The organism is Streptomyces sp. NPDC001002 (assembly GCF_053599215.1).
The window spans coordinates 1-17023 of the sequence record NZ_JBSFLV010000186.1 but is presented as its reverse complement, the minus strand read 5'-3'; the positions used below and the strand labels follow the sequence as shown (position 1 = coordinate 17023).

Genomic DNA, 17023 nt, shown 5'->3' with positions numbered 1-17023 from the left:
AAAAGCGGCGCGCAGCCACCTCACGGGTTCCGATCCGCAGTAGCGTCACCTCGTCCCCGCGTGACGCATTTCCCGGAGGTGCCCGTGGTCGCCGACGTGCACGATCACCGAGTTGTGGCCTGTGACGGTGATCCAGTCGCCGTGCCGCCACACGCCGGGATACGCCGAGAAGTACGCGTCGCGATAGCGCTCGCCGTCGGGATCGTTCCAGAAACGCAGCGGCATCGACGGCATGGGGCGGGTGACGACCAGCTCGCCGACCTGATCGACGACGGGCCTGCCCTCGGAGTCGTACGCGGCCAGTGCCACACCCAGATTCGGGGCGGAGAGTTCCCCTGCCCAGACGGGGGTCGTGGGCGCGCTGCCGGCGAAGCCGGAGACGATGTCGGTGCCGCCGCTGGTGGAGGCGAGCAGGACGTGCCTGCCGACGTGATCGCGGACCCATGGGTAGGCGGAGGCGGGCAGGGCGGAGCCGGTGCAGCCGATCACCCGGATCGCCGACAGGTCGTGCACGGACGGGTCGATGCCGAACTTGGCCATCCCCAGCAGGTATTGGGGACTCGTGCCGAAGACGGTGACACGGTGCCGGGCCGCCAGTTCCCAGAGGGTGTCGGGGCGGGTGAGCGGGGCGGGACTGCCGTCGTAGGTGCAGGTCGTGGCGCCCGTCAGGAGGGTGGAGGCGACGAGGTTCCACATCATCCAGTGGGTGGTGGTGTACCAGAGGAGACGGTCGCCCGGGCCGAGGTCGGAGTGCAGGCCGAGGGTCTTGAGGTGTTCGAGCAGGACGCCGCCGTGGCCGTGGACGATGCCCTTGGGCGGGCCGGTGGTGCCGGAGGAGAAGACGACCCACAGGGGGTGGTCGAACGGCACCGGAGTGCAGACGAGTTGCTCGGTACGCGTGGCCGCGTCCTCCCACGGGACCACCAGCGACGGGTAGTTCCGCACGGGCCACGGCAGGCCCACGTGGTCGACCAGCAGGGTGGCCTTCAACGTCGGTAGTGCGGTGGCGAGTTCGAGAGACGCGTCGCGACGGTCATGGGTGGTGCCGTTGAAGAGGTAGCCGTCTGCGGCGATCAGGACGGTGGGTTCCAGCTGGGCGAAGCGGTCTGCGGCGGCCTGGGGTGCGTAGTCCTGGCCGCACACCGACCACACGGCTCCGAGGGAAGCGGCGGCGAGGAACGCGACGATCGCGTGCGGGGTGTTGGGCAGATAGCCGACGACCCGGTCGCCCTCGCCGACGCCCAGATCGCGCAAAGTGGCGGCGACGGAGGCGACTTGGCCACGCAGGTGCTTCCCGGTCACCTCGTAGCCGACGCCGGTCTCGTCGAGGGCGAGGATCGCCGTGTCGTCGTCGACGAGGTTGCGCAGCGCGTGGTGCGCGTAGTTGAGGGTGGCGCCGGTGAACCACCGGGCGCCCGGCATCCGTTCCTCCGCCAGCACCTGCTCGTACGGCGTGTCCGCCTCGATGTCGAAGTACTCCCACACCGCACTCCAGAAGCCTTCCAGGTCGGTGACCGACCACTGGTGCAGGGCGGTGTAGTCGGCGCCCGCCTCCACGCTCCGGTGTCGGGCGGCCCAGCGGGCGAAGTCCACGATGCGGCTGGCCGCGGCGGTCTCCGGGGTGAGGGTGAAGAAGGGGTCCGGGTACGGCGTGTTCATCGCGTGGTGCTCCTCAAGAGGCGTTTCTCGACGGACCGTTGGGTAGGGAGGGGGCTTCGGGTGGTGTGCAGCAGAGACGCCCAGGCGGCGGAGTCCGTGAAGGAGTCGCCGCCGGCCGGGACGACGTCCATCACGACGCGGTCCGGCCGCAGCAGCACGGCGGTCGCCCGTCCTTCACGCAGCCAGTCGGCGAGACGGTTGTCGTCGCCGAGGTCGGTCACGGGAACGGTCCGGGCGCCGAGAGAGTCGGCGACCGCGGTCAGCGAGGGCGAGAGCGGTACGGCGGTCAGCACCACGAAGTCGTCACCGAGGAGTTCATCGAGGCGGGCGTGCCGTCCGTCGATGTCCACGAACGGCTGCGGGCAGAAGCCGCCCACGAGACCGTGCCGGCCGAGACCGAGACCGAGACCGACACCGAGATCGCGTCCGCCTCGGCCGAAGCGGACCCGCCGTCGTACGAGCGGCCCGGCCCTCAGCGCCGGGCTGAAGTCGCGGGCGGCGGCCGAGGTCAGCCCGGGAATGCGGACGGCCGCGCCCAGGACGCCGCGACGGAGAGCGGCGGCGCTGTCCTGGCCTCCGGTCATGGCCCAGCCCAGCGCGACCGCGAGCCGGATCACATGCCGGGCGTGCGGCTTGCGTTCCGCCTCGTAGGTGTCCAACAGCCGTTCGTCGGCGCCCTGTTGCAGGACCCTGGCCAGCTTCCAGGTCAGGTTGTAGGCGTCACGCAGGCCCGCGCACAGTCCCTGTCCGATGAACGGCGGGGTGAGGTGGGCAGCGTCGCCGAGGAGGAAGACGCGGCCGTCGCGCCAGCGGTCGGCGATACGGGCCCGGAAGGTGTACTGGGCCTGCCGCACCACCTCGAAGTCGGCACCGTCCGCCAGGTCCACCCACGGAGCGAGCAACTCCCGCAGCCGTTCAGGGCCCGGCTCCGAGCCGTCCCGCAGTCGGAACTCCCAGCGGTAGCGGTCCTCGCCGATGCGCATGAACGTTGCGGGCTGCCGTGGGTCACAGATCTGCTCGACGCCCTCCCAGCAGCGGACCGGAAGGCTGGTGCGTACGTCGACGACCGTCCAGCGTTCCTCGAAGTGGAGGTCTTCCCAGGCCGAGCCGATGGCGTCGCGGGTGATGCTGTTCGCGCCGTCGCAGCCGAGGACGGCGTCCGCCCACAGCAGGTGTTCGCCCTCGTCGTCGCGGTAGCTCACGCGCACCAGACCGTCGCCGTCCTGTGCGACGCCGAGCACCTCCACCCCGTCCCGCAGTTCGGCCTCGGGGGCGACGGCCAGGGCGTCGCGCAGCACGCGCTCCAGTTCGGGCTGGTCGAACATGCTGGTCTGCGGGAATCCGTGCACCCCCTGAGCGGCGCGCGGGAACTCGGCCATCACCCGGTGCCGGGCGTCCAACAGCCGTAGCCCTCGGGCGGGCCGGGCGATCGCGGTGAACTCCTCCTGGACCCCCGCGGCTTGGAGGATCCTGATCACCTCGTCGTCGGTGGCGACGGCGCGCGGCAGCGGATAGACCTCCCGGTGGCGTTCGAGGACGACGGTACGGATGCCACGCCGGGCGAGCAGGAGGGCGGCGGTCACGCCCACGGGCCCCGCCCCGACGATCACCACGGGTGGATGGTCGGGGGCGGTGTCCGGTGGCCCGGCGGCTTGGTCGACAGTCATGTGCGGCTCACTTCGTGTCTGGGCGGGGTCGGTCAGTCGGCGTCGGTCACCTCGGTGCGCTGTTCGCCCAGGTCGATGCGTCCGTCCGGCGTGGCGATGGTCGCGGTGATCAGATCTCCGCGGTGCAGGTAGTGCGGGTTGCGGGCCTGGGTCCTGAAGAACGCCTTCCACTTCACGGCGGGCGGCAGCAGCGCGCCGATCTTCTCGACCGCCTTGGGCGGGGCCTTGAGGGCCGTGCCGCCGGGGGTGCCGGTGAGCAGGAGGTCGCCGGGGTCGAGGGTCTGGAACCGGGCGAGCAGGCTGAGGGCCTGTGCGGGCCGGACGATCATGTCGTTGAGGGTGCGGTCCTGACGCAGATCGCCGTTAACGCTCAACTTCAGCCGCAGATCCAGGAGATGGGCGAAGTCCTCCGCCTCCAGTAGAGAGAGGTAGGGCCCGGTGGGCGTGAAGGTGGGGTACGACTTGCTCTCGTAGAACTGCGTCTTGGTCAGCTGTACGTCACGGGCGCTGACGTCGTTGGTGACGACGAGCCCGGCGACGTACGACGGCAGGTCCCGTTCCTCGACGACGGTGCCGACGGGCAGCGGTGCGCCCATGACCAGGCCGAGTTCGACCTCGTAGTCGAGGAACTTCACGTGGGCGGGGCGGACGACCGCGTCGTGCGGGCCGCTGACCGAGCCCGACGCCTTGCGGAAGAAGGTGGCCGGGATGTCGCCGGTGAAGCCCGAATCGCGGGCGTGGCTGCGGTAGTTGACCATCTGGGCGACCACGCGGCAGGGCGTGGTGACGGGGGAGAGGGCCACCATGTCGGCCACAGGGGTGCCCAACTCGCCGCTGTCGGCGGCTTCCCGGACGGCGACGCGGTCGGCCAGCAGCTCGGCGGTGGTGCGGGCCTTGGTGTCGACGGGGACGGCGCGCGCGTCGCGCACCACCCACCAGCCGTCGGCGGTACGCAGGACGTTGGTGCTCATGTTGTTGCCTTTGTCGAGGAGTTGAGGGATCGGAAGTCGGAGCTCAGGAGTTGGCGGCCTTGAGGAGACCCAGGAGGCGTGCCGGGTCCATCTCGTTGTCGCCGCGCAGGGCCTGGATCACATCGCGGATCCGCGCGGGGGAGGGGCTCGCGCCGAGGAAGTCGCGGGTGGCGGGCGGGCCCCACTGGGCGAGGCCGCTGGTGGACATGGGTGCCCAGCCCGGTTCCAGGTCGCGGGAGAATAGGTCGCCGTCGGCGAAGTGCTCCAGCATCAGGCGATCCGGATCGCGCCAGTAGTCGAAGAGCTGGCTGCCCAGGATGTGCCGACCGATGCCCCAACTGCGCTTGTAGCCACGCTCGTTGAGGTACTCGCCGCCGGCCGCGATCGCGTCCAGGTCGGTCACCTGGTAGGCGGAGTGGACATAGCCGTTGCCGGGGCCGAGGTGCATCGCGAGGGTGTGGTGGTCGACGGCCAGGCTGCCCCGGTCGCAGCGGATGAACGCCATCGAGGGACCGCGCTCGCGCTGCCCGTCGAGGAACAGGAAGTCGGACACGATCATGCCGAGCGTGTCCAGGTACCAGTCCAGGGCACGGCCGAACACCCTTGTCTCCAGCACCACATGGCCCAGGCGCTGGATCCGGGCCGGTTCCCTGGGTGGACGCTGCGTGAGGTTCGTACGACGGTGATCCGTGCCGAAGTTGAGCAGCAGCGGCTGCTGTTCGGGCAGGGCCGGCAACTCCTCGCCGCAGTGCACCACGCGCACGGGGAAGCCCGACGGATCGAGGAGGCTCACGGCTCTGCCGCTGCCCGGGACATCGGCGTCGCGTACCTCCGTTCCCGTGGCGCGGGCCAGCCGGTCCAGGTCGGTCCGCTCGGCCGCGCGGAACGCCGGACCGATGAAGCTGCTGGTGCGCCCCTTGCGGATCACCATGCACGGTGAACCGGCGAAGGTGCCGCGCAGCCACAGCGCGTCGGCCGTGCGGGCGGCGATCCCGAAGCCGAAATCGCGGGCGAAGACCTCGGCCCGGTCCAGGTCGGGCTTCTGGAACTCCAGCCAGGCGAGGTCGGCCACCTTGATCACGGGGTTCCGGGAGCGCCCGGGATGCTCGCCGCGCAGTGCGCCCTGTTCGCTGTGGAGGTCCTGGTGGGCCGTTCTGAGGTCGCTGGCGCCGACCGCGTCGGCGCGGGTTTCGGACATGGTGTCCTCCAAGCAACATTGACGTAATGATGAAAGCATCAACTTTGATTCATCGGCCGTCAAGGGCTGGACCGGGCAAGGTGATGAAATCATCAGAGACGTGCCGACCAGGGAAGGGGCCGTCGAACTGACCGGTTCATCAGAACTGTGGCGATGCGGGGACCATTGCTAGACTCGCGCGTATGCCGACGTCAGCCCCGCCCCGCAACCGCTTCGAACGGCGTCGTGCCGAGACCCGTCAGGCCCTGGTCCGCGCGGCCCGGCAGATCCTGGCCGAGACGGGCGACACCAGCGCGAGCATCCAGGTGATCGCGGAACGCGCGGACGTCGGCTTCGGCTCCTTCTACAACCACTTCGAGTCGAAGACGGAACTGTTCGACGCGGCGGTGAGCGACGCCCTCGAAGAGCTCGGCCAGACATTCGACGAGCATCTGCAGGGCATCGACGACCCTGCGGAACTGGTCGCGGCGGGCTTCCGCCTCAGCGCACGCCTGGCCGACTCCCGGCCCGAGATGATGCAGATCCTGCGCCACCGCGGCCTGGGCCACATCCACTCCGACTCGGGCCTGGCCCCACGCGCCCTGCGTGACCTGGAGGTCGGCATCGCCTCCGGCCGCTTCACCATCACCGACCCGACGGCCGCGGTGACCGTCCTGGGCGGCTCCCTGCTGGCACTGCTGGAACTGCGGTTCGCCCGCCCCGACCTCGACGGCGACGAAGCGGCCTCGAACCAGGCCGAGTTGCTCCTGCGCATGCTGGGCCTGCCGCCGGAGGACGCCCACGACGTCGCCCGCTCCCCGCTGCCCGACCTGGACTGACGAGGAACCCGACGGCGTTCATGATCTGAGCGCTCACCGCCGCTGACCTCTGTGTCCCGTACGATCGGCGGTCATGTCCGCACCTTCCGAGGGCGACGCGCCGCCCGCATACGGCGCGCCCACCCGCTCGGTCGCCATCCACCACGTGCGGGCCTCGCTGCGCGGAGCCGAACGGCACGGCGTGGACATCGCCGCGCTCCTCGAACGGGCGGCCATCCCGCCGGAGCTCCTGGAGGTCCCGCTCGCCCGCGTGTCGCCCCGGCAGTACGCCCGGCTCACCAAGGCGGTGTGGCAGGCCCTCGACGACGAGTTGCAGGGCCTGGGGCCGCAGCCCCTGAAGGTGGGCACCTTCGCGATGATGTGCCATGCCGTGATGCACTGCAGCCCCGATCTGCGGATCGCACTGCATCGCGGCAGCACCTTCTACGGGCTGTTCCCCGGCGGGCCCCGCTTCCAACTGGAGGAGAAGTCAGGCGAGTTGGGACAGGAGGCCGAAGTCGACGAGGCACGGCTCGTCTTCGACCTCACCGGCTTCGACGACCCCGAACACTACCTCGCCGAATCCGCCACCGTCGTCGCCCACCGCTTCGCGGGCTGGCTGATCCGCCGCCGGATCAACCTCACCCGGGTGGAGTTCAGCCACCCGGCCCCGCCGCACGCACTCGAATACGACCTGCTCTACGGCGCCCCGTGCACCTTCCTGGCCCCCCGCACCGCCCTCGTCTTCGACCGCGCGGTCCTCGATCAGCCGGTGCTCCAGGACGAGGCCGGGCTGAACGCCTTCCTGCGCCGCGCCCCGGGCGACGTGCTCGCCCGCCTGGACTACGGCAGCACCACCGCCGCTCAGGTGCGCCTGCTGCTGGGGCAGTCGCTGCCGGACCGGATGCCCGACCCGCAGGAGGTAGCGGCCCGGCTGGCGGTGAGTACGCAGACCCTGCGCCGGCGACTGGCCGCGGAGGGCACCTCTTTTCAGCACATCCGCGATCAACTGCGACGCGATGCGGCCATCGCGGCGCTGGCCGCCGGCACCGTCTCCATCGAGGACATCACACGTCAGCTGGGGTTCTCCGAACCCAGTGCCTTCCACCGCGCCTTCAAACGCTGGACCGGCTCGGCTCCCCGCTCCTACCAGCCCGGCGGCTGAGCGAACACTCCGGTCAATGACCTTGAGCGGCACGGTCACCGCATCCACCCGGCTCCAGCCCCTACTGTCCCGGTATGACAGTGGTGGAAGAAGCGGGGCTCGGGCGCGTGGGGATCTGGACCGGGAGCCTGGACGCGGTGCCTCCGGCCGCGGCCGGACAGATCGCGGCCGAGCTGGAGGGCCAAGGGTGGGGCACCTTGTGGTTCGGCGAGGCCTACGGACGGGAGGCCTTCACCCAGGCGGGGCTGCTGCTCGCCGCCACCGGACGCATGCGCGTGGCGACCGGCATCGCCAACATCTGGGCGCGTGACGCGGTCGCGGCCAACGCCGCGTCCCGCACCCTGTCCGCGGCCCACGGCGGACGGTTCGTGCTCGGGCTCGGCGTCAGCCACCGGCCCCTGGTCGAGCGGGTGCGCGGGGGCAGTTACGCCAAACCCGTCGCCGCCATGCGCGAGTACCTCACGGCGATGGCGGGAGCGACCTTCCTCGCCGCGGAGGCCGACGCGCCACGCCTGCCCGTCCTGGTCGCCGCCCTCGGTCCCCGGATGCTGGAGGTGACCCGCGAACTCGCGGACGGCAGCCACCCGTACCTGGTGACACCGGAACAGACCGCCGAAGTACGGGCGGCTCTGGGGCCGGACAAACTCGTGGCCGTCGAGATGGGCGCCGTACTCACCAAGGACCGCGAGACCGCGCTGCGCCGGGCCCACGCCCACCTGGAGATCTACACCGGCCTGCCGAACTACCGCAACAACTGGCTGCGGGCAGGCTTCGACGAGACTGACCTCGTCCGCGGCGGCTCCGACCGGCTGGCCGAAGCCCTCATCGCGTGGGGCGACGAAGCGGCGATCCTCGATCGCGTGCGCGAGCATCTCGCCGCCGGGGCCGACCATGTCTGCGTCCAGGCCCTGATGGAGACCCCCTTCGACGTACCGACCGAGCCGTGGCGAGAGCTCGCTCCCGCACTCGTCGGCGTCTGACGGGGGAGCGGAGTCGGTGGCGGGCTCGGATCTGTCAGTGCACCTCGAAGGTCGCGCCGAGCCCCATGCCGGTGATCCATTCCGGTACCGGCTCGTACGCGGTCCACGTCAGCGGTGCCCGTACAGCGGCCTGCCCGATCAGCCAGGTGCGGATCTCGTGGCCGCCGCTGCCCGCCTGCTCCTCCAGACCCGCGTCGCCGAGGGCCGCGACGGGCTCAACCTCCCCGGTCCCCAACTGCTTGAGGAACCAGCGGTCCCAGGCGCTGTTGACGTGCGCGTGCGGGTCGCCGCCCATCGCCCGCACCCGGGGTTCGCGCGCGGCCGCGAAGGCGCGGGCGTCCTCTCGGCCGTGGATCACCGAATGCCGGCGGTCCTCGGCCATCGCCGGATCGCGGGGGTCGTTGCTGGGCAGCCAGTGGGAGAGCCCGCCGCTCGCGATGACCAGCACCCGGCCGCCGCCGCTGTAACGAAGGGCATCGCCGAGTGCCCGGCCGAACGCGATGCACCGTTCCATGGTCGGCAGCGGGGGAGCGGCCGTATTCACGACGAGCGGCACCATCGGTATCTCCGTGCCGCCGCAGACCATCTCGTAACTCTGCACGAGTCCGTGGTCGACGGTCAGCGCGTAGGACAGTGACAGGTCGAAGCCCGCGCGGGTGAGCCCGTCGTACGCGGACCAGGCCAGTTCGCCGGCGACGGGCAGGGGACCGGGCCGGCTGCCGAAGTCGCCGAATCCGACGGCGTGTTCGACGCCGATGAGGAACGGCGGCATCGCGTCGTAGAAGTTCGCGTGGAAGTGGTCGGGGCCAATGACCACGACCGCGTCGGGTGCCAACCGTGCGACTGCCCGGGAGAGTCGGGCCGCATCGGCGAGAAATCGGCCGCCGGGCTGCTCGGGGCCGTCGGGCGGCAGCAGGGTGGCGAACGGGGAGTGGGACAGGGCGACCAGGCCGATGATCTCGCTCATGCCGGGTCCTTGCCGAGGAGGAGGAAGTCGCGGTGGGCGCGCAGGAATTCAGTGGGCTTCTCCCACTGCGGCCAGTGGCCCGCGCCCTCGATCACATACAGGCGCGCGTCGGGCAGCCAGCTCTGGAGCATCGCCGCCTCGTCGAGGCCGCCGGTCGGGTCGTGGTCGGTCCACAGCAGGAGCGTGGGCGCGGTGATCGCGCCGACCCAGGCCGGGTTCCAGGCGAAGTCCCTTCGTATTTCCGGGTCTTGGAGCACCAACGTGTTCTCGATCGCGCGCAGGAAGCCGGGACGGCCGTAGACGGCGCGCCGCAGGTTCACCAGTTCGTCGGTGACCATCGAGGTGTCGTGGAAGAGGAACTCGACGCGGCGGCGCACGGTTTCGTCGCTCGGGTCGCGGACGGCGGCCAGGGTGCTGTCGCGCATGCGGACCATCACCTCGGGCTTGTTGGCGATGTTTCCTGGGGTGTTGAGCACGAGCCGTTCGACGCGGTCGGGGTGGTACGCCGCGGTCCACGCGGTGACCCAGCCGCCGAGCGACTCGCCGGACAGGTGCGCCGAGTCGATCCCCAACGCATCCATCAGGCCGATGAGGTGATCGGAGAGCACGTCGATCGTGTACGGCCGGTCCGGGAGGTCGGACCAGCCGTGGCCGACCATGTCGTAGGCGGTGACACGGAAGTCGGCGGCGAGCCCGGCGATGTCCCGGGCGTAGGCCTCCAGGTGTCCGCCGGTGCCGTGCAGCAGGATCAGCTCGGGGCCGGACCCCGCGCGCAGAACCCGGGTACGGACGCCGGCCACGTCGACGAACCGCAACTCGTGTTCCACGTCGGACAGTTCGCCCCAGATGCCGATGTGGGCGGGCAACGGACTCATGCCTGCTCCTCCTTGAAGCGTGCGCGGGCTTCGGCGACCGTGGCCAGTCCCGCGCTCTGCCGTCGTCCGACCCCCAGCAGGTTCAGCAGGCGGGAGTTCTCGATGGTCAGGAACTCGACCGGCTCGGTCTCCGAGTCGTTGTAGTGGCGGTGCCAGGTCCAGGGCGGGGTGTAGATGAAGTCGCCGGTGGACCAGGGTTCGGTGTCGTCCTCGATCTCGCTGTGGCCGATCCCGCTGATGACGAAGTGCACCGTCTCGTGGTGGTGGCGCTGCATGTCCGAACTCAGGCCCGGCGGGATGGTCTGCCGGAAGAGTTCGAAGGTGGCCGTCGGCAGCAGACCGGCGATCGCCAGCACGGTCGGATTGTGCACCTGGTCGGCCGGCAACGGCGCGAGCTCGTCGGCGTGCACGACGACCGGCCGTGCCGCGCCGGGCTGCACGGTGTCGTGGAGCGAGCCGAGGAAATCGGCCATGGTGAAGCGGGATCCCGATGCCGCCATCAGATCGTCTCCGTCCTTCCGCCGTCGACCGTGAGTACGGTCCCGTTGATGTACGCCGCGTCGTCGGAGGCCAGGAACGCCACGGCGGCCGCGATCTCCGCGGGACGCGCGGCGCGCCCGGCCGGAATGTGCGCGAGGTCCTGCGCGTCGAGTTCGTCGAAGCCGCGGTGTGCCGCCCGCGCCCGGTTGGCCAGGATCTGCGTACGCCGCTCGGTCGAAGTGGCGCCGGGAGCCACGCAGTTGACGGTCACGCCCTCGGCCGCGAATTCCAGGGAGAGCAGCTTCGCCGCGGCCGTGACCGCTGACCGCAGCACTACGGAGGTGGCCAGGTCGGGCTGGGGCTGGCGCACTGCCGTGGACGTCACGAACACCACCCGCCCGAAACCCCGCTTCGCCATGCCCGGCATGGCCAGCCGCGCCAGCCGCAGGGGACCGAGCAGCAGCAGTTCGTACGCCTCCCGCCACCCGGTGTCGTCGAGGTCGAGGATCCGACCGGGCGGCGGACCACCGGCGTTGAGCACGAGGACGTCGAGACCGCCGTACCGGTCGTCGACCTCCTCCATCGCCGCCGCGGCCGAGGCCGGATCGGCCATGTCGCTCAGCAGCGCGTGCACCTCGCTCGCCGCGCCGTCGCCAACGGCCGCGCAGAGCCGGGCAGTCGCGGCTACGAGGGTGTCCGCGTGCCGACCGGTGATCACCACCCGGTCGCCCGAACCCGCCAGGCGCTCGGCGATCGCGTGGCCGATACCGCCGGCACCGCCGCCGACCAGTGCAGTCCGCATGATGGTGGCATCCTCCCGAGTCCTCGCCTTGTCCGCTTGTCCGCCGGGCGGGGACGGCTTTAGCGTGACCGGCATGACCCCCGGGGAACAAGGGACGAGTCCCACTGCGCGGGACGGCAAGGCGGAGAGCTCGGGCTTGGAGCGCGCGGCGGCGATCCTCGGCGCGTTCGACGCGGCCCACCGCGAGCTGACCCTCTCCGCGCTCGTGGCCCGCTGCGGGCTGCCCCGCTCGACCACGCATCGCACCGCGGACCGGATGATCCGGCTCGGCTGGTTGGACAAACCCCAGGGCCACTACCGGATCGGGAACCGGCTGTTCGAGATCGCGAGCCTGGCCCCGATCCGGCTCGAACTGCGCGAGGCCGTGCTGCCCTACCTGCAGGACCTGCACAGCGCGACCAGGAACACCGTGCAGCTCGGCGTCCTGGACGGCGCGCAGATCCTGGTCGTCGAGAAGATCACCGGTCACCGCCCCATGCCGATGCTCTCCCAGGTCGGCGGGATCGTCCCGGCGTACTGCTCGGCGCTGGGCCGGGCCATCCTCGCCTACAGCGAGACCGCGACCATCGACGCCGTACTCGACGCCGGACTGCCGCCGCGCCATCCGCGCACGCTCACCTCCAAGGAGGCCGTCATCCGCGAGCTGACCGCTGTGCCGGCCAGGGGCTGGGCGGTGGAGCGAGAGGAGGGCAACATCGGTGTGAGCTGCGTAGCGGCCCCGATCTTCGGCCCCGACGGTGGGGTCGCCGCCGCCCTGTCCGTCACCGGGCCCACCGCCCTGGTCCGCGCCGACCGGGCCGGGCCGGCGGTGCGGCTCGCCGCCGCGGCGGCTTCCCGGGCCTACAGCACGCGTCGGTGAGCGCGCCTACTGCAGCCGTCGTTGAACGCGCTCACAGCACCCGGCGTTGAACGCTCCTACAGCGCCCGTTGTTGACCGCTCCTGCAGCACCCGCCCTTGAAAAAGTCCCAACGGGTGGGACTGGTCCATTGCACATGGACCGCTGTGAACCGACGCTGAGCCGAGCGGACCAGCGCCGCGGTCGGACGGCCGCGGTGGCGACCGGAAGGAGACGACGGTGACTCTAGGCGGTGGCTACATGCTGCCCTCCCGCGAAGGGCACAAGATCGCGGCGATCGGGCTGGGCGTCACGCTGAAGGCGGACGGTGCCGCGACGCGCGACGCGTACTCGCTGTTCGAGTACACGGTCCCGCCGGAAACGGACGGGCCACCGCCGCACGTGCACACCCGTGAGGACGAGTCCTTTATCTGCCTGGCCGGCCGACTCGACGTACACCTCGGCGGCAAGGACTTCGTCCTCGAACACGGCGACTACCTCTACCTGCCGCGCGATGTGATCCACGCCTTCCGCAACCCCTATCCGGAGGAGTCGCGCGTCATCTCCGTCGTCTCGCCCGCCGGCCTGGAGGGCTACTACCAGGCGCTCGCGGAAATGCCGCCGGGACCCAAGGACATCGGCCTGATGAAGAAGATCATGGCCGACTTCGGCATTGAGCTCCAACTCCCGCCCGAGGTCGCGTGACCATGAGAATCGCCATCATCGGTGCCGGAGTCGCGGGCCTGGTCACCGCGAAGGTACTCACGCAGGCCGGGCACCGGACGGACGTCTTCGAGAAGGCCCCGGACGTGGGCGGCGTGTGGAGCCGGATGCGTCGCTATCCGGGAGTGACGACCCAGAGCCCGAAAGCGCAGTACTCGTTCTCCGACTTCCCCATGCCCGCGGACTTCCCCGAATGGCCCGACGGCGCCCAGGTCCAGTCCTACCTCGCCTACTACACCGCGCACTTCGGCCTCGAACCCGCCCTGCGCCTGAACACCGAGGTGATCTCGGCCGGGCCGATCGACGACGGCGGGTGGAGCATCGAGTACCGGGACGCCACAGGCGCGCACACCACGGAGACCTACGATCAACTCGTCGTCGCCAATGGGGTGTTCTGCGAGCCGGCCGTGCCGAAGTTCGACGGCCTGGCGGAGTTCACCGCGGCCGGCGGCCGGGTGTGCGCGGGCACCGAGTTCCACGACGGCGAGCAGGCCCGCGGCCGCAGCGTCCTCGTCGTCGGCTACGGCAAATCGGCCTGCGACGTGGCCGTGCCGATCAGCGCCGTCGCCACCCGGACCGACGTGATCGCACGCCAACTGCTGTGGAAGGTCCCGCGGAAGATCGGCGGCCGGCTGAACTTCAAGATGCTGCTGCTCACCAGGCTCGGCGAAGCGCTGTTCCGCTACATCCGCCCGCGCGGCCTCGAACGCTTCCTGCACGGCCCCGGCAACGGCCTGCGCCGCCGGATGATCAACTCCATCGGCTCGGTGTCAGTACGTCAACTCGGGCTCAAACGGCTCGACTTGGTACCCGAGGGGGCGATGGAGGACATCGTGCGCGGCGCCATCGGGCTCGCGACCGAGGGGTTCTTCGAGGCCGTCACTGAAGGCGACATCACCGTCCACCGGGACCGGACCGTCGAGGAACTCCTCGACGTGGACGGCGCACCCTCCGCGCGCCTGTCCGACGGCACCGTGCTGCCTGCCGACCTGATCGTCTGCGCCACCGGCTTCACCCAAGGCGTCCCGTTCCTGCCCGAGGAGGTACGCGGCCAACTGCTGGACGAGCGCGGCAACTTCATGCTCTACCGCCAGATCCTGCCCCTCGGGATTCCCGGCCTGTACTTCAACGGCTACAACTCCTCCTTCTTCAGCCCGCTCAACGCGGAGATCGCCGCGCTGTGGATCGCCGCCGACCTCGCCGGCGCGGTGAAGACACCCGACACAGAGACCATGAGGCACGCGGTCGTCGAGCAACTGGCCTTCATGGACATCGCCACCGACACGCATCACTGCCGGGGCACCAAGATCATCCCGTTCTCCATGCACAACGCCGACGAAGTACTGGGAGACCTCGGCCTCAACATCAACCCGCTCATCCGCGCCGCGCACTGGCTCGGTCCGGTCGATCCGGCCGCGTACCGACGGCTGACCCCGATGCTTCTCAAGCGCCTGGCACCGGTCGAGCCCGGAGAGCGGGACCGATCACGTCTTCGCCTGCTTTCCGCACCGGGCGGTTCGGCACCGGGTTCGGGATCGGGATCGGGATCGGCTTCGGGGCAGGCGAGTAGGCCGCCGGATCGTGGGTCGCCGGAGAGTCTGACGAAAACCTCGTCGCAAGGCTGAGACAAGGCAGGTGAACAGTCAGCGCCTGTCCCGCAGTTGCCGCGGTCCGCCCTGGCGTGCACGGGAGTGTCACGTGTGCCAGGGCGGACGCATGTGCGGCAGGCCGCGGATGTGAACGCAGAGGCTTGACAACGATGTCGTACGGCGTCACATTCCACCAGGCGCGCACGGGGACCGGCACACCTTCACCACGGGCCGACAAGCCCGCTTCAGGACGGAGCTGTCCATGAGAAGAAGATCGGCGTTACGCGCGACGCGCTTCCTGCGAAGACGTGTCACGGTCGTCGCCCTCGTCAGCAGCCTGGCCGCCATGGTCGTATCCGGAACGGGGGAGGCGTCGGCCAACGGGCCTACAGGACACCGGAGTTCATCGGTGACGTCCGGCAACGCACGCTTCCAGGTGCTCTCCCCGACCTTGATCCGTACCGAGTACGCGCAGGACGGGAGGTTCACGGACAGCGCCACCTTCAACGCCATCGGCCGCGGCGCGTTCACGCCGCCCTCGTACACCACGAACACGGCCGACGGCTGGCTGACCATCAGGACGAGCGCTCTCACCCTCAAGTACCAGGTCGGTTCAGGACCCTTCGACGCCCGGAACCTTTCCGTGCAGGTCACGGCCGGCGGCGCGCCGGTCGACGCGGCACCCTGGCAGCGGCTCACCTGCGGACCGGGCGCCCTGTGCGAGGCGGAGCAGACGTCCCACAGCGGGGTCGGCGTCGCCTCGGATCATGCCGGTTACACGGGCTCCGGGTTTCTGGCCGGGTTCGAGGGGACGGGCAGCTCCCTGTCCGCGGACGTCGATGTCGCCGCTTCGGGGACGTACGAGTTCGACGTCTGGTACGCCAACTCCGTCGGCGGCGACGGCCAGAACGTGACACGCAGCCTGACGCTGTCGGTGGACGGCGGCGCGGAACGGTCGGTGAGCCTGCCCACGACCGGGAGTTGGGACGCGTGGGGTCTGGCGCGCAGCGCGGTGCAACTCGGCGCCGGTCACCACACCATCTCGCTGACGAGGAGCGCCGCGGACTCGGGCAACGTCAACATCGACAGCGTGGCTCTGGTGAACCAGGGCGGCGCCTATCCGCCGACGTCCACGACCGCGATCACGGACTGCCGGTTCGGGGTGAACTGCGAGGCGGAAGCCGACCGCGTCTCGGGCTCGGCGGTCGTGGCCACCGACCACGCGGGCTACTCCGGCAGCGCCTTCCTGGGCGAACTGAACCAGGGGGCAGGCGTGTCGGCCCACCTGGTCGGCGTACCGGCGGACGGCACCTACGCGGTGCAGGTGCGCTACGCCAACGCCCGTGGCGGCGACGGGCTCAACCAGACCCGTACCGCCGCCGTGTCCTCCGCGGGCGGTACCCAGACCTTGTCGCTGCCTGTCACCGGGAGTTGGGACACCTGGGCGACCGCATCGGTCCCCGTCGCCCTCAAGGCCGGGGCCAATGACATCACCATCAGCTGCCCGGATGCCGCGAGTTGTCACGTCAACCTGGACACGGTCTCCGTCACCGCGACCGGCGCGCCGGCTCCACAACCCCACCTCGCACTGGGCGGCTATCGACGCAGCCTCGACGGTCTCAACGGCGACAACGGAGCTCCCGTCACCACTCCCGGCCTGCTGTACAAGGACGGCTGGTACCTGCTCGACGACACCTCCTCGGCGCTGTACGACACCGGCACCCGCCAGGTCACCCAACGGCCTGTGCGTGGTGGCAGGCCCTACCAGGACGGCTACGTCTTCGGATATGGCCACGACTACAAGCAGGCCCTCTCCGACCTGGCCACCCTGACCGGCCCGCCCGAGCTGCTTCCCGAATGGGCGTACGGCGTCTGGTACTCGGAGTACATCGACCGCACCGCCGCCGACTACCGGGACCGGATCCTGCCCGCCTTCCGCGCCGAGGGCGTACCGCTGGACGTGCTGGTGACCGACACCGACTTCAAGTCGCCCAACACATGGAGCGGTTGGGAAATCGACCGGACCAAGTTCCCCGATCCGAAGGGGTTCTTCGACTGGTCCGCCGCGCAGGGTCTGCACAACACGCTCAACACCCACCCGAGCATCCTCAGCGGCGACCCGCAGTTCGCCCAGGCCCAGGCCACAGCCAAGGGCAAGCTGCGCAAGGGCGGTTGCGCCTCCGCAGCGAACGCCGGCCCCGGGGACTGCTACACCTTCGTCGCAGGTCCACGACGTACTGAAGATCTGCCGCGACGAGCTCGACCAGGTCGCCGAACACGGCCTGTCCGACGACGAGATCGACCGCGCCATCGG

14 protein-coding genes and 1 pseudogene are annotated in these 17023 nt (G+C 70.4%); 7 read left to right on the top strand and 8 right to left on the bottom strand.

The features are described 5' to 3' along the window. Window positions 1-96: 96 nt before the first annotated feature. From ACWDR3_RS42730 to ACWDR3_RS42715, 4 genes and pseudogenes are all read right to left on the bottom strand, one after another. Window positions 97-1659: pseudogene (locus ACWDR3_RS42730) on the bottom strand (acetoacetate--CoA ligase); the annotation flags it as partial. Continuing rightward, window positions 1656-3326 (bottom strand): bifunctional 3-(3-hydroxy-phenyl)propionate/3-hydroxycinnamic acid hydroxylase MhpA, encoded by a 1671-nt coding sequence (gene mhpA, locus ACWDR3_RS42725; RefSeq protein WP_450358006.1) that lies wholly within the window; start codon window positions 3324-3326, stop codon window positions 1656-1658. The pseudogene ACWDR3_RS42730 and the gene mhpA, both read right to left, overlap by 4 nt. A 32-nt stretch (window positions 3327-3358) precedes the next feature. Further along, window positions 3359-4297 (bottom strand): fumarylacetoacetate hydrolase family protein, encoded by a 939-nt coding sequence (locus ACWDR3_RS42720; protein WP_450358005.1) that lies wholly within the window; start codon window positions 4295-4297, stop codon window positions 3359-3361. A 43-nt stretch (window positions 4298-4340) separates the two neighbouring features. After that, entirely contained in the window at window positions 4341-5495 is a 1155-nt protein-coding gene (locus ACWDR3_RS42715) for a VOC family protein (RefSeq protein WP_450358004.1), read from the bottom strand. Between the two features lie 182 nt (window positions 5496-5677). Between ACWDR3_RS42715 and ACWDR3_RS42710 the strand changes: the two genes are divergently transcribed. From ACWDR3_RS42710 to ACWDR3_RS42700, 3 genes are all read left to right on the top strand, one after another. Beyond that, window positions 5678-6313, top strand: a complete 636-nt coding sequence (locus tag ACWDR3_RS42710; RefSeq protein WP_450358003.1) for a TetR/AcrR family transcriptional regulator — start codon at window positions 5678-5680, stop codon at window positions 6311-6313. Between the two features lie 73 nt (window positions 6314-6386). Further along, window positions 6387-7457, top strand: coding sequence for an AraC family transcriptional regulator (locus ACWDR3_RS42705; protein WP_450358002.1), 1071 nt, complete (start codon window positions 6387-6389; stop codon window positions 7455-7457). 74 nt (window positions 7458-7531) lie between these two features. After that, entirely contained in the window at window positions 7532-8437 is a 906-nt protein-coding gene (locus ACWDR3_RS42700; RefSeq protein WP_450358001.1) for a TIGR03620 family F420-dependent LLM class oxidoreductase, read from the top strand. Between the two features lie 34 nt (window positions 8438-8471). On the opposite strand, the gene ACWDR3_RS42695 is transcribed toward ACWDR3_RS42700, so the two are convergent. The 4 genes from ACWDR3_RS42695 to ACWDR3_RS42680 are packed head-to-tail and all read right to left on the bottom strand — an operon-like array spanning window position 8472 to window position 11561. After that, window positions 8472-9404, bottom strand: a complete 933-nt coding sequence (locus ACWDR3_RS42695) for a DODA-type extradiol aromatic ring-opening family dioxygenase (RefSeq protein ID WP_450358000.1) — start codon at window positions 9402-9404, stop codon at window positions 8472-8474. After that, a complete protein-coding gene (locus ACWDR3_RS42690) occupies window positions 9401-10279 on the bottom strand; it encodes an alpha/beta fold hydrolase (protein WP_450357999.1) in 879 nt (292 codons plus the stop codon). Before ACWDR3_RS42690 ends, ACWDR3_RS42695 begins: the two co-directional genes overlap by 4 nt. After that, window positions 10276-10779, bottom strand: coding sequence for a cupin domain-containing protein (locus tag ACWDR3_RS42685; RefSeq protein ID WP_450357998.1), 504 nt, complete (start codon window positions 10777-10779; stop codon window positions 10276-10278). The genes ACWDR3_RS42690 and ACWDR3_RS42685 overlap by 4 nt, the downstream gene beginning before the upstream one ends. After that, on the bottom strand, window positions 10779-11561 hold the full coding sequence (locus ACWDR3_RS42680) for an SDR family oxidoreductase (RefSeq protein ID WP_450357997.1): 783 nt from the start codon (window positions 11559-11561) through the stop codon (window positions 10779-10781). Before ACWDR3_RS42680 ends, ACWDR3_RS42685 begins: the two co-directional genes overlap by 1 nt. A gap of 73 nt (window positions 11562-11634) precedes the next feature. Between ACWDR3_RS42680 and ACWDR3_RS42675 the strand changes: the two genes are divergently transcribed. The 4 genes from ACWDR3_RS42675 to ACWDR3_RS42660 all read left to right on the top strand — a co-directional run. Further along, the gene (locus ACWDR3_RS42675; protein ID WP_450357996.1) at window positions 11635-12420 is read left to right on the top strand and encodes an IclR family transcriptional regulator; all 786 of its coding nucleotides are present in this window, start codon (window positions 11635-11637) and stop codon (window positions 12418-12420) included. Window positions 12421-12637: 217 nt separating this feature from the next. Further along, a complete protein-coding gene (locus tag ACWDR3_RS42670) occupies window positions 12638-13102 on the top strand; it encodes a cupin domain-containing protein (protein ID WP_450357995.1) in 465 nt (154 codons plus the stop codon). 2 nt (window positions 13103-13104) lie between these two features. Then, window positions 13105-14745, top strand: coding sequence for a flavin-containing monooxygenase (locus ACWDR3_RS42665; protein WP_450357994.1), 1641 nt, complete (start codon window positions 13105-13107; stop codon window positions 14743-14745). 310 nt (window positions 14746-15055) lie between these two features. Next, the coding region (locus tag ACWDR3_RS42660) for a carbohydrate-binding protein (protein WP_450358007.1) at window positions 15056-17023 on the top strand (1968 nt) is incomplete at its 3' end.

Bases quoted from the DNA above. Each gene is read 5' to 3' on its own strand.
- mhpA (WP_450358006.1), bottom strand. From the start codon at position 3,326: ATGACTGTCGACCAAGCCGCCGGGCCACCGGACACCGCCCCCGACCAT.
- ACWDR3_RS42695 (WP_450358000.1), bottom strand. From the start codon at position 9,404: ATGAGCGAGATCATCGGCCTGGTCGCCCTGTCCCACTCCCCGTTCGCC.
- ACWDR3_RS42680 (WP_450357997.1), bottom strand. From the start codon at position 11,561: ATGCGGACTGCACTGGTCGGCGGCGGTGCCGGCGGTATCGGCCACGCG.
- ACWDR3_RS42685 (WP_450357998.1), bottom strand. From the start codon at position 10,779: ATGGCGGCATCGGGATCCCGCTTCACCATGGCCGATTTCCTCGGCTCG.
- ACWDR3_RS42715 (WP_450358004.1), bottom strand. From the start codon at position 5,495: ATGTCCGAAACCCGCGCCGACGCGGTCGGCGCCAGCGACCTCAGAACG.
- ACWDR3_RS42705 (WP_450358002.1), top strand. From the start codon at position 6,387: ATGTCCGCACCTTCCGAGGGCGACGCGCCGCCCGCATACGGCGCGCCC.
- ACWDR3_RS42665 (WP_450357994.1), top strand. From the start codon at position 13,105: ATGAGAATCGCCATCATCGGTGCCGGAGTCGCGGGCCTGGTCACCGCG.
- ACWDR3_RS42690 (WP_450357999.1), bottom strand. From the start codon at position 10,279: ATGAGTCCGTTGCCCGCCCACATCGGCATCTGGGGCGAACTGTCCGAC.
- ACWDR3_RS42675 (WP_450357996.1), top strand. From the start codon at position 11,635: ATGACCCCCGGGGAACAAGGGACGAGTCCCACTGCGCGGGACGGCAAG.
- ACWDR3_RS42700 (WP_450358001.1), top strand. From the start codon at position 7,532: ATGACAGTGGTGGAAGAAGCGGGGCTCGGGCGCGTGGGGATCTGGACC.
- ACWDR3_RS42720 (WP_450358005.1), bottom strand. From the start codon at position 4,297: ATGAGCACCAACGTCCTGCGTACCGCCGACGGCTGGTGGGTGGTGCGC.
- ACWDR3_RS42710 (WP_450358003.1), top strand. From the start codon at position 5,678: ATGCCGACGTCAGCCCCGCCCCGCAACCGCTTCGAACGGCGTCGTGCC.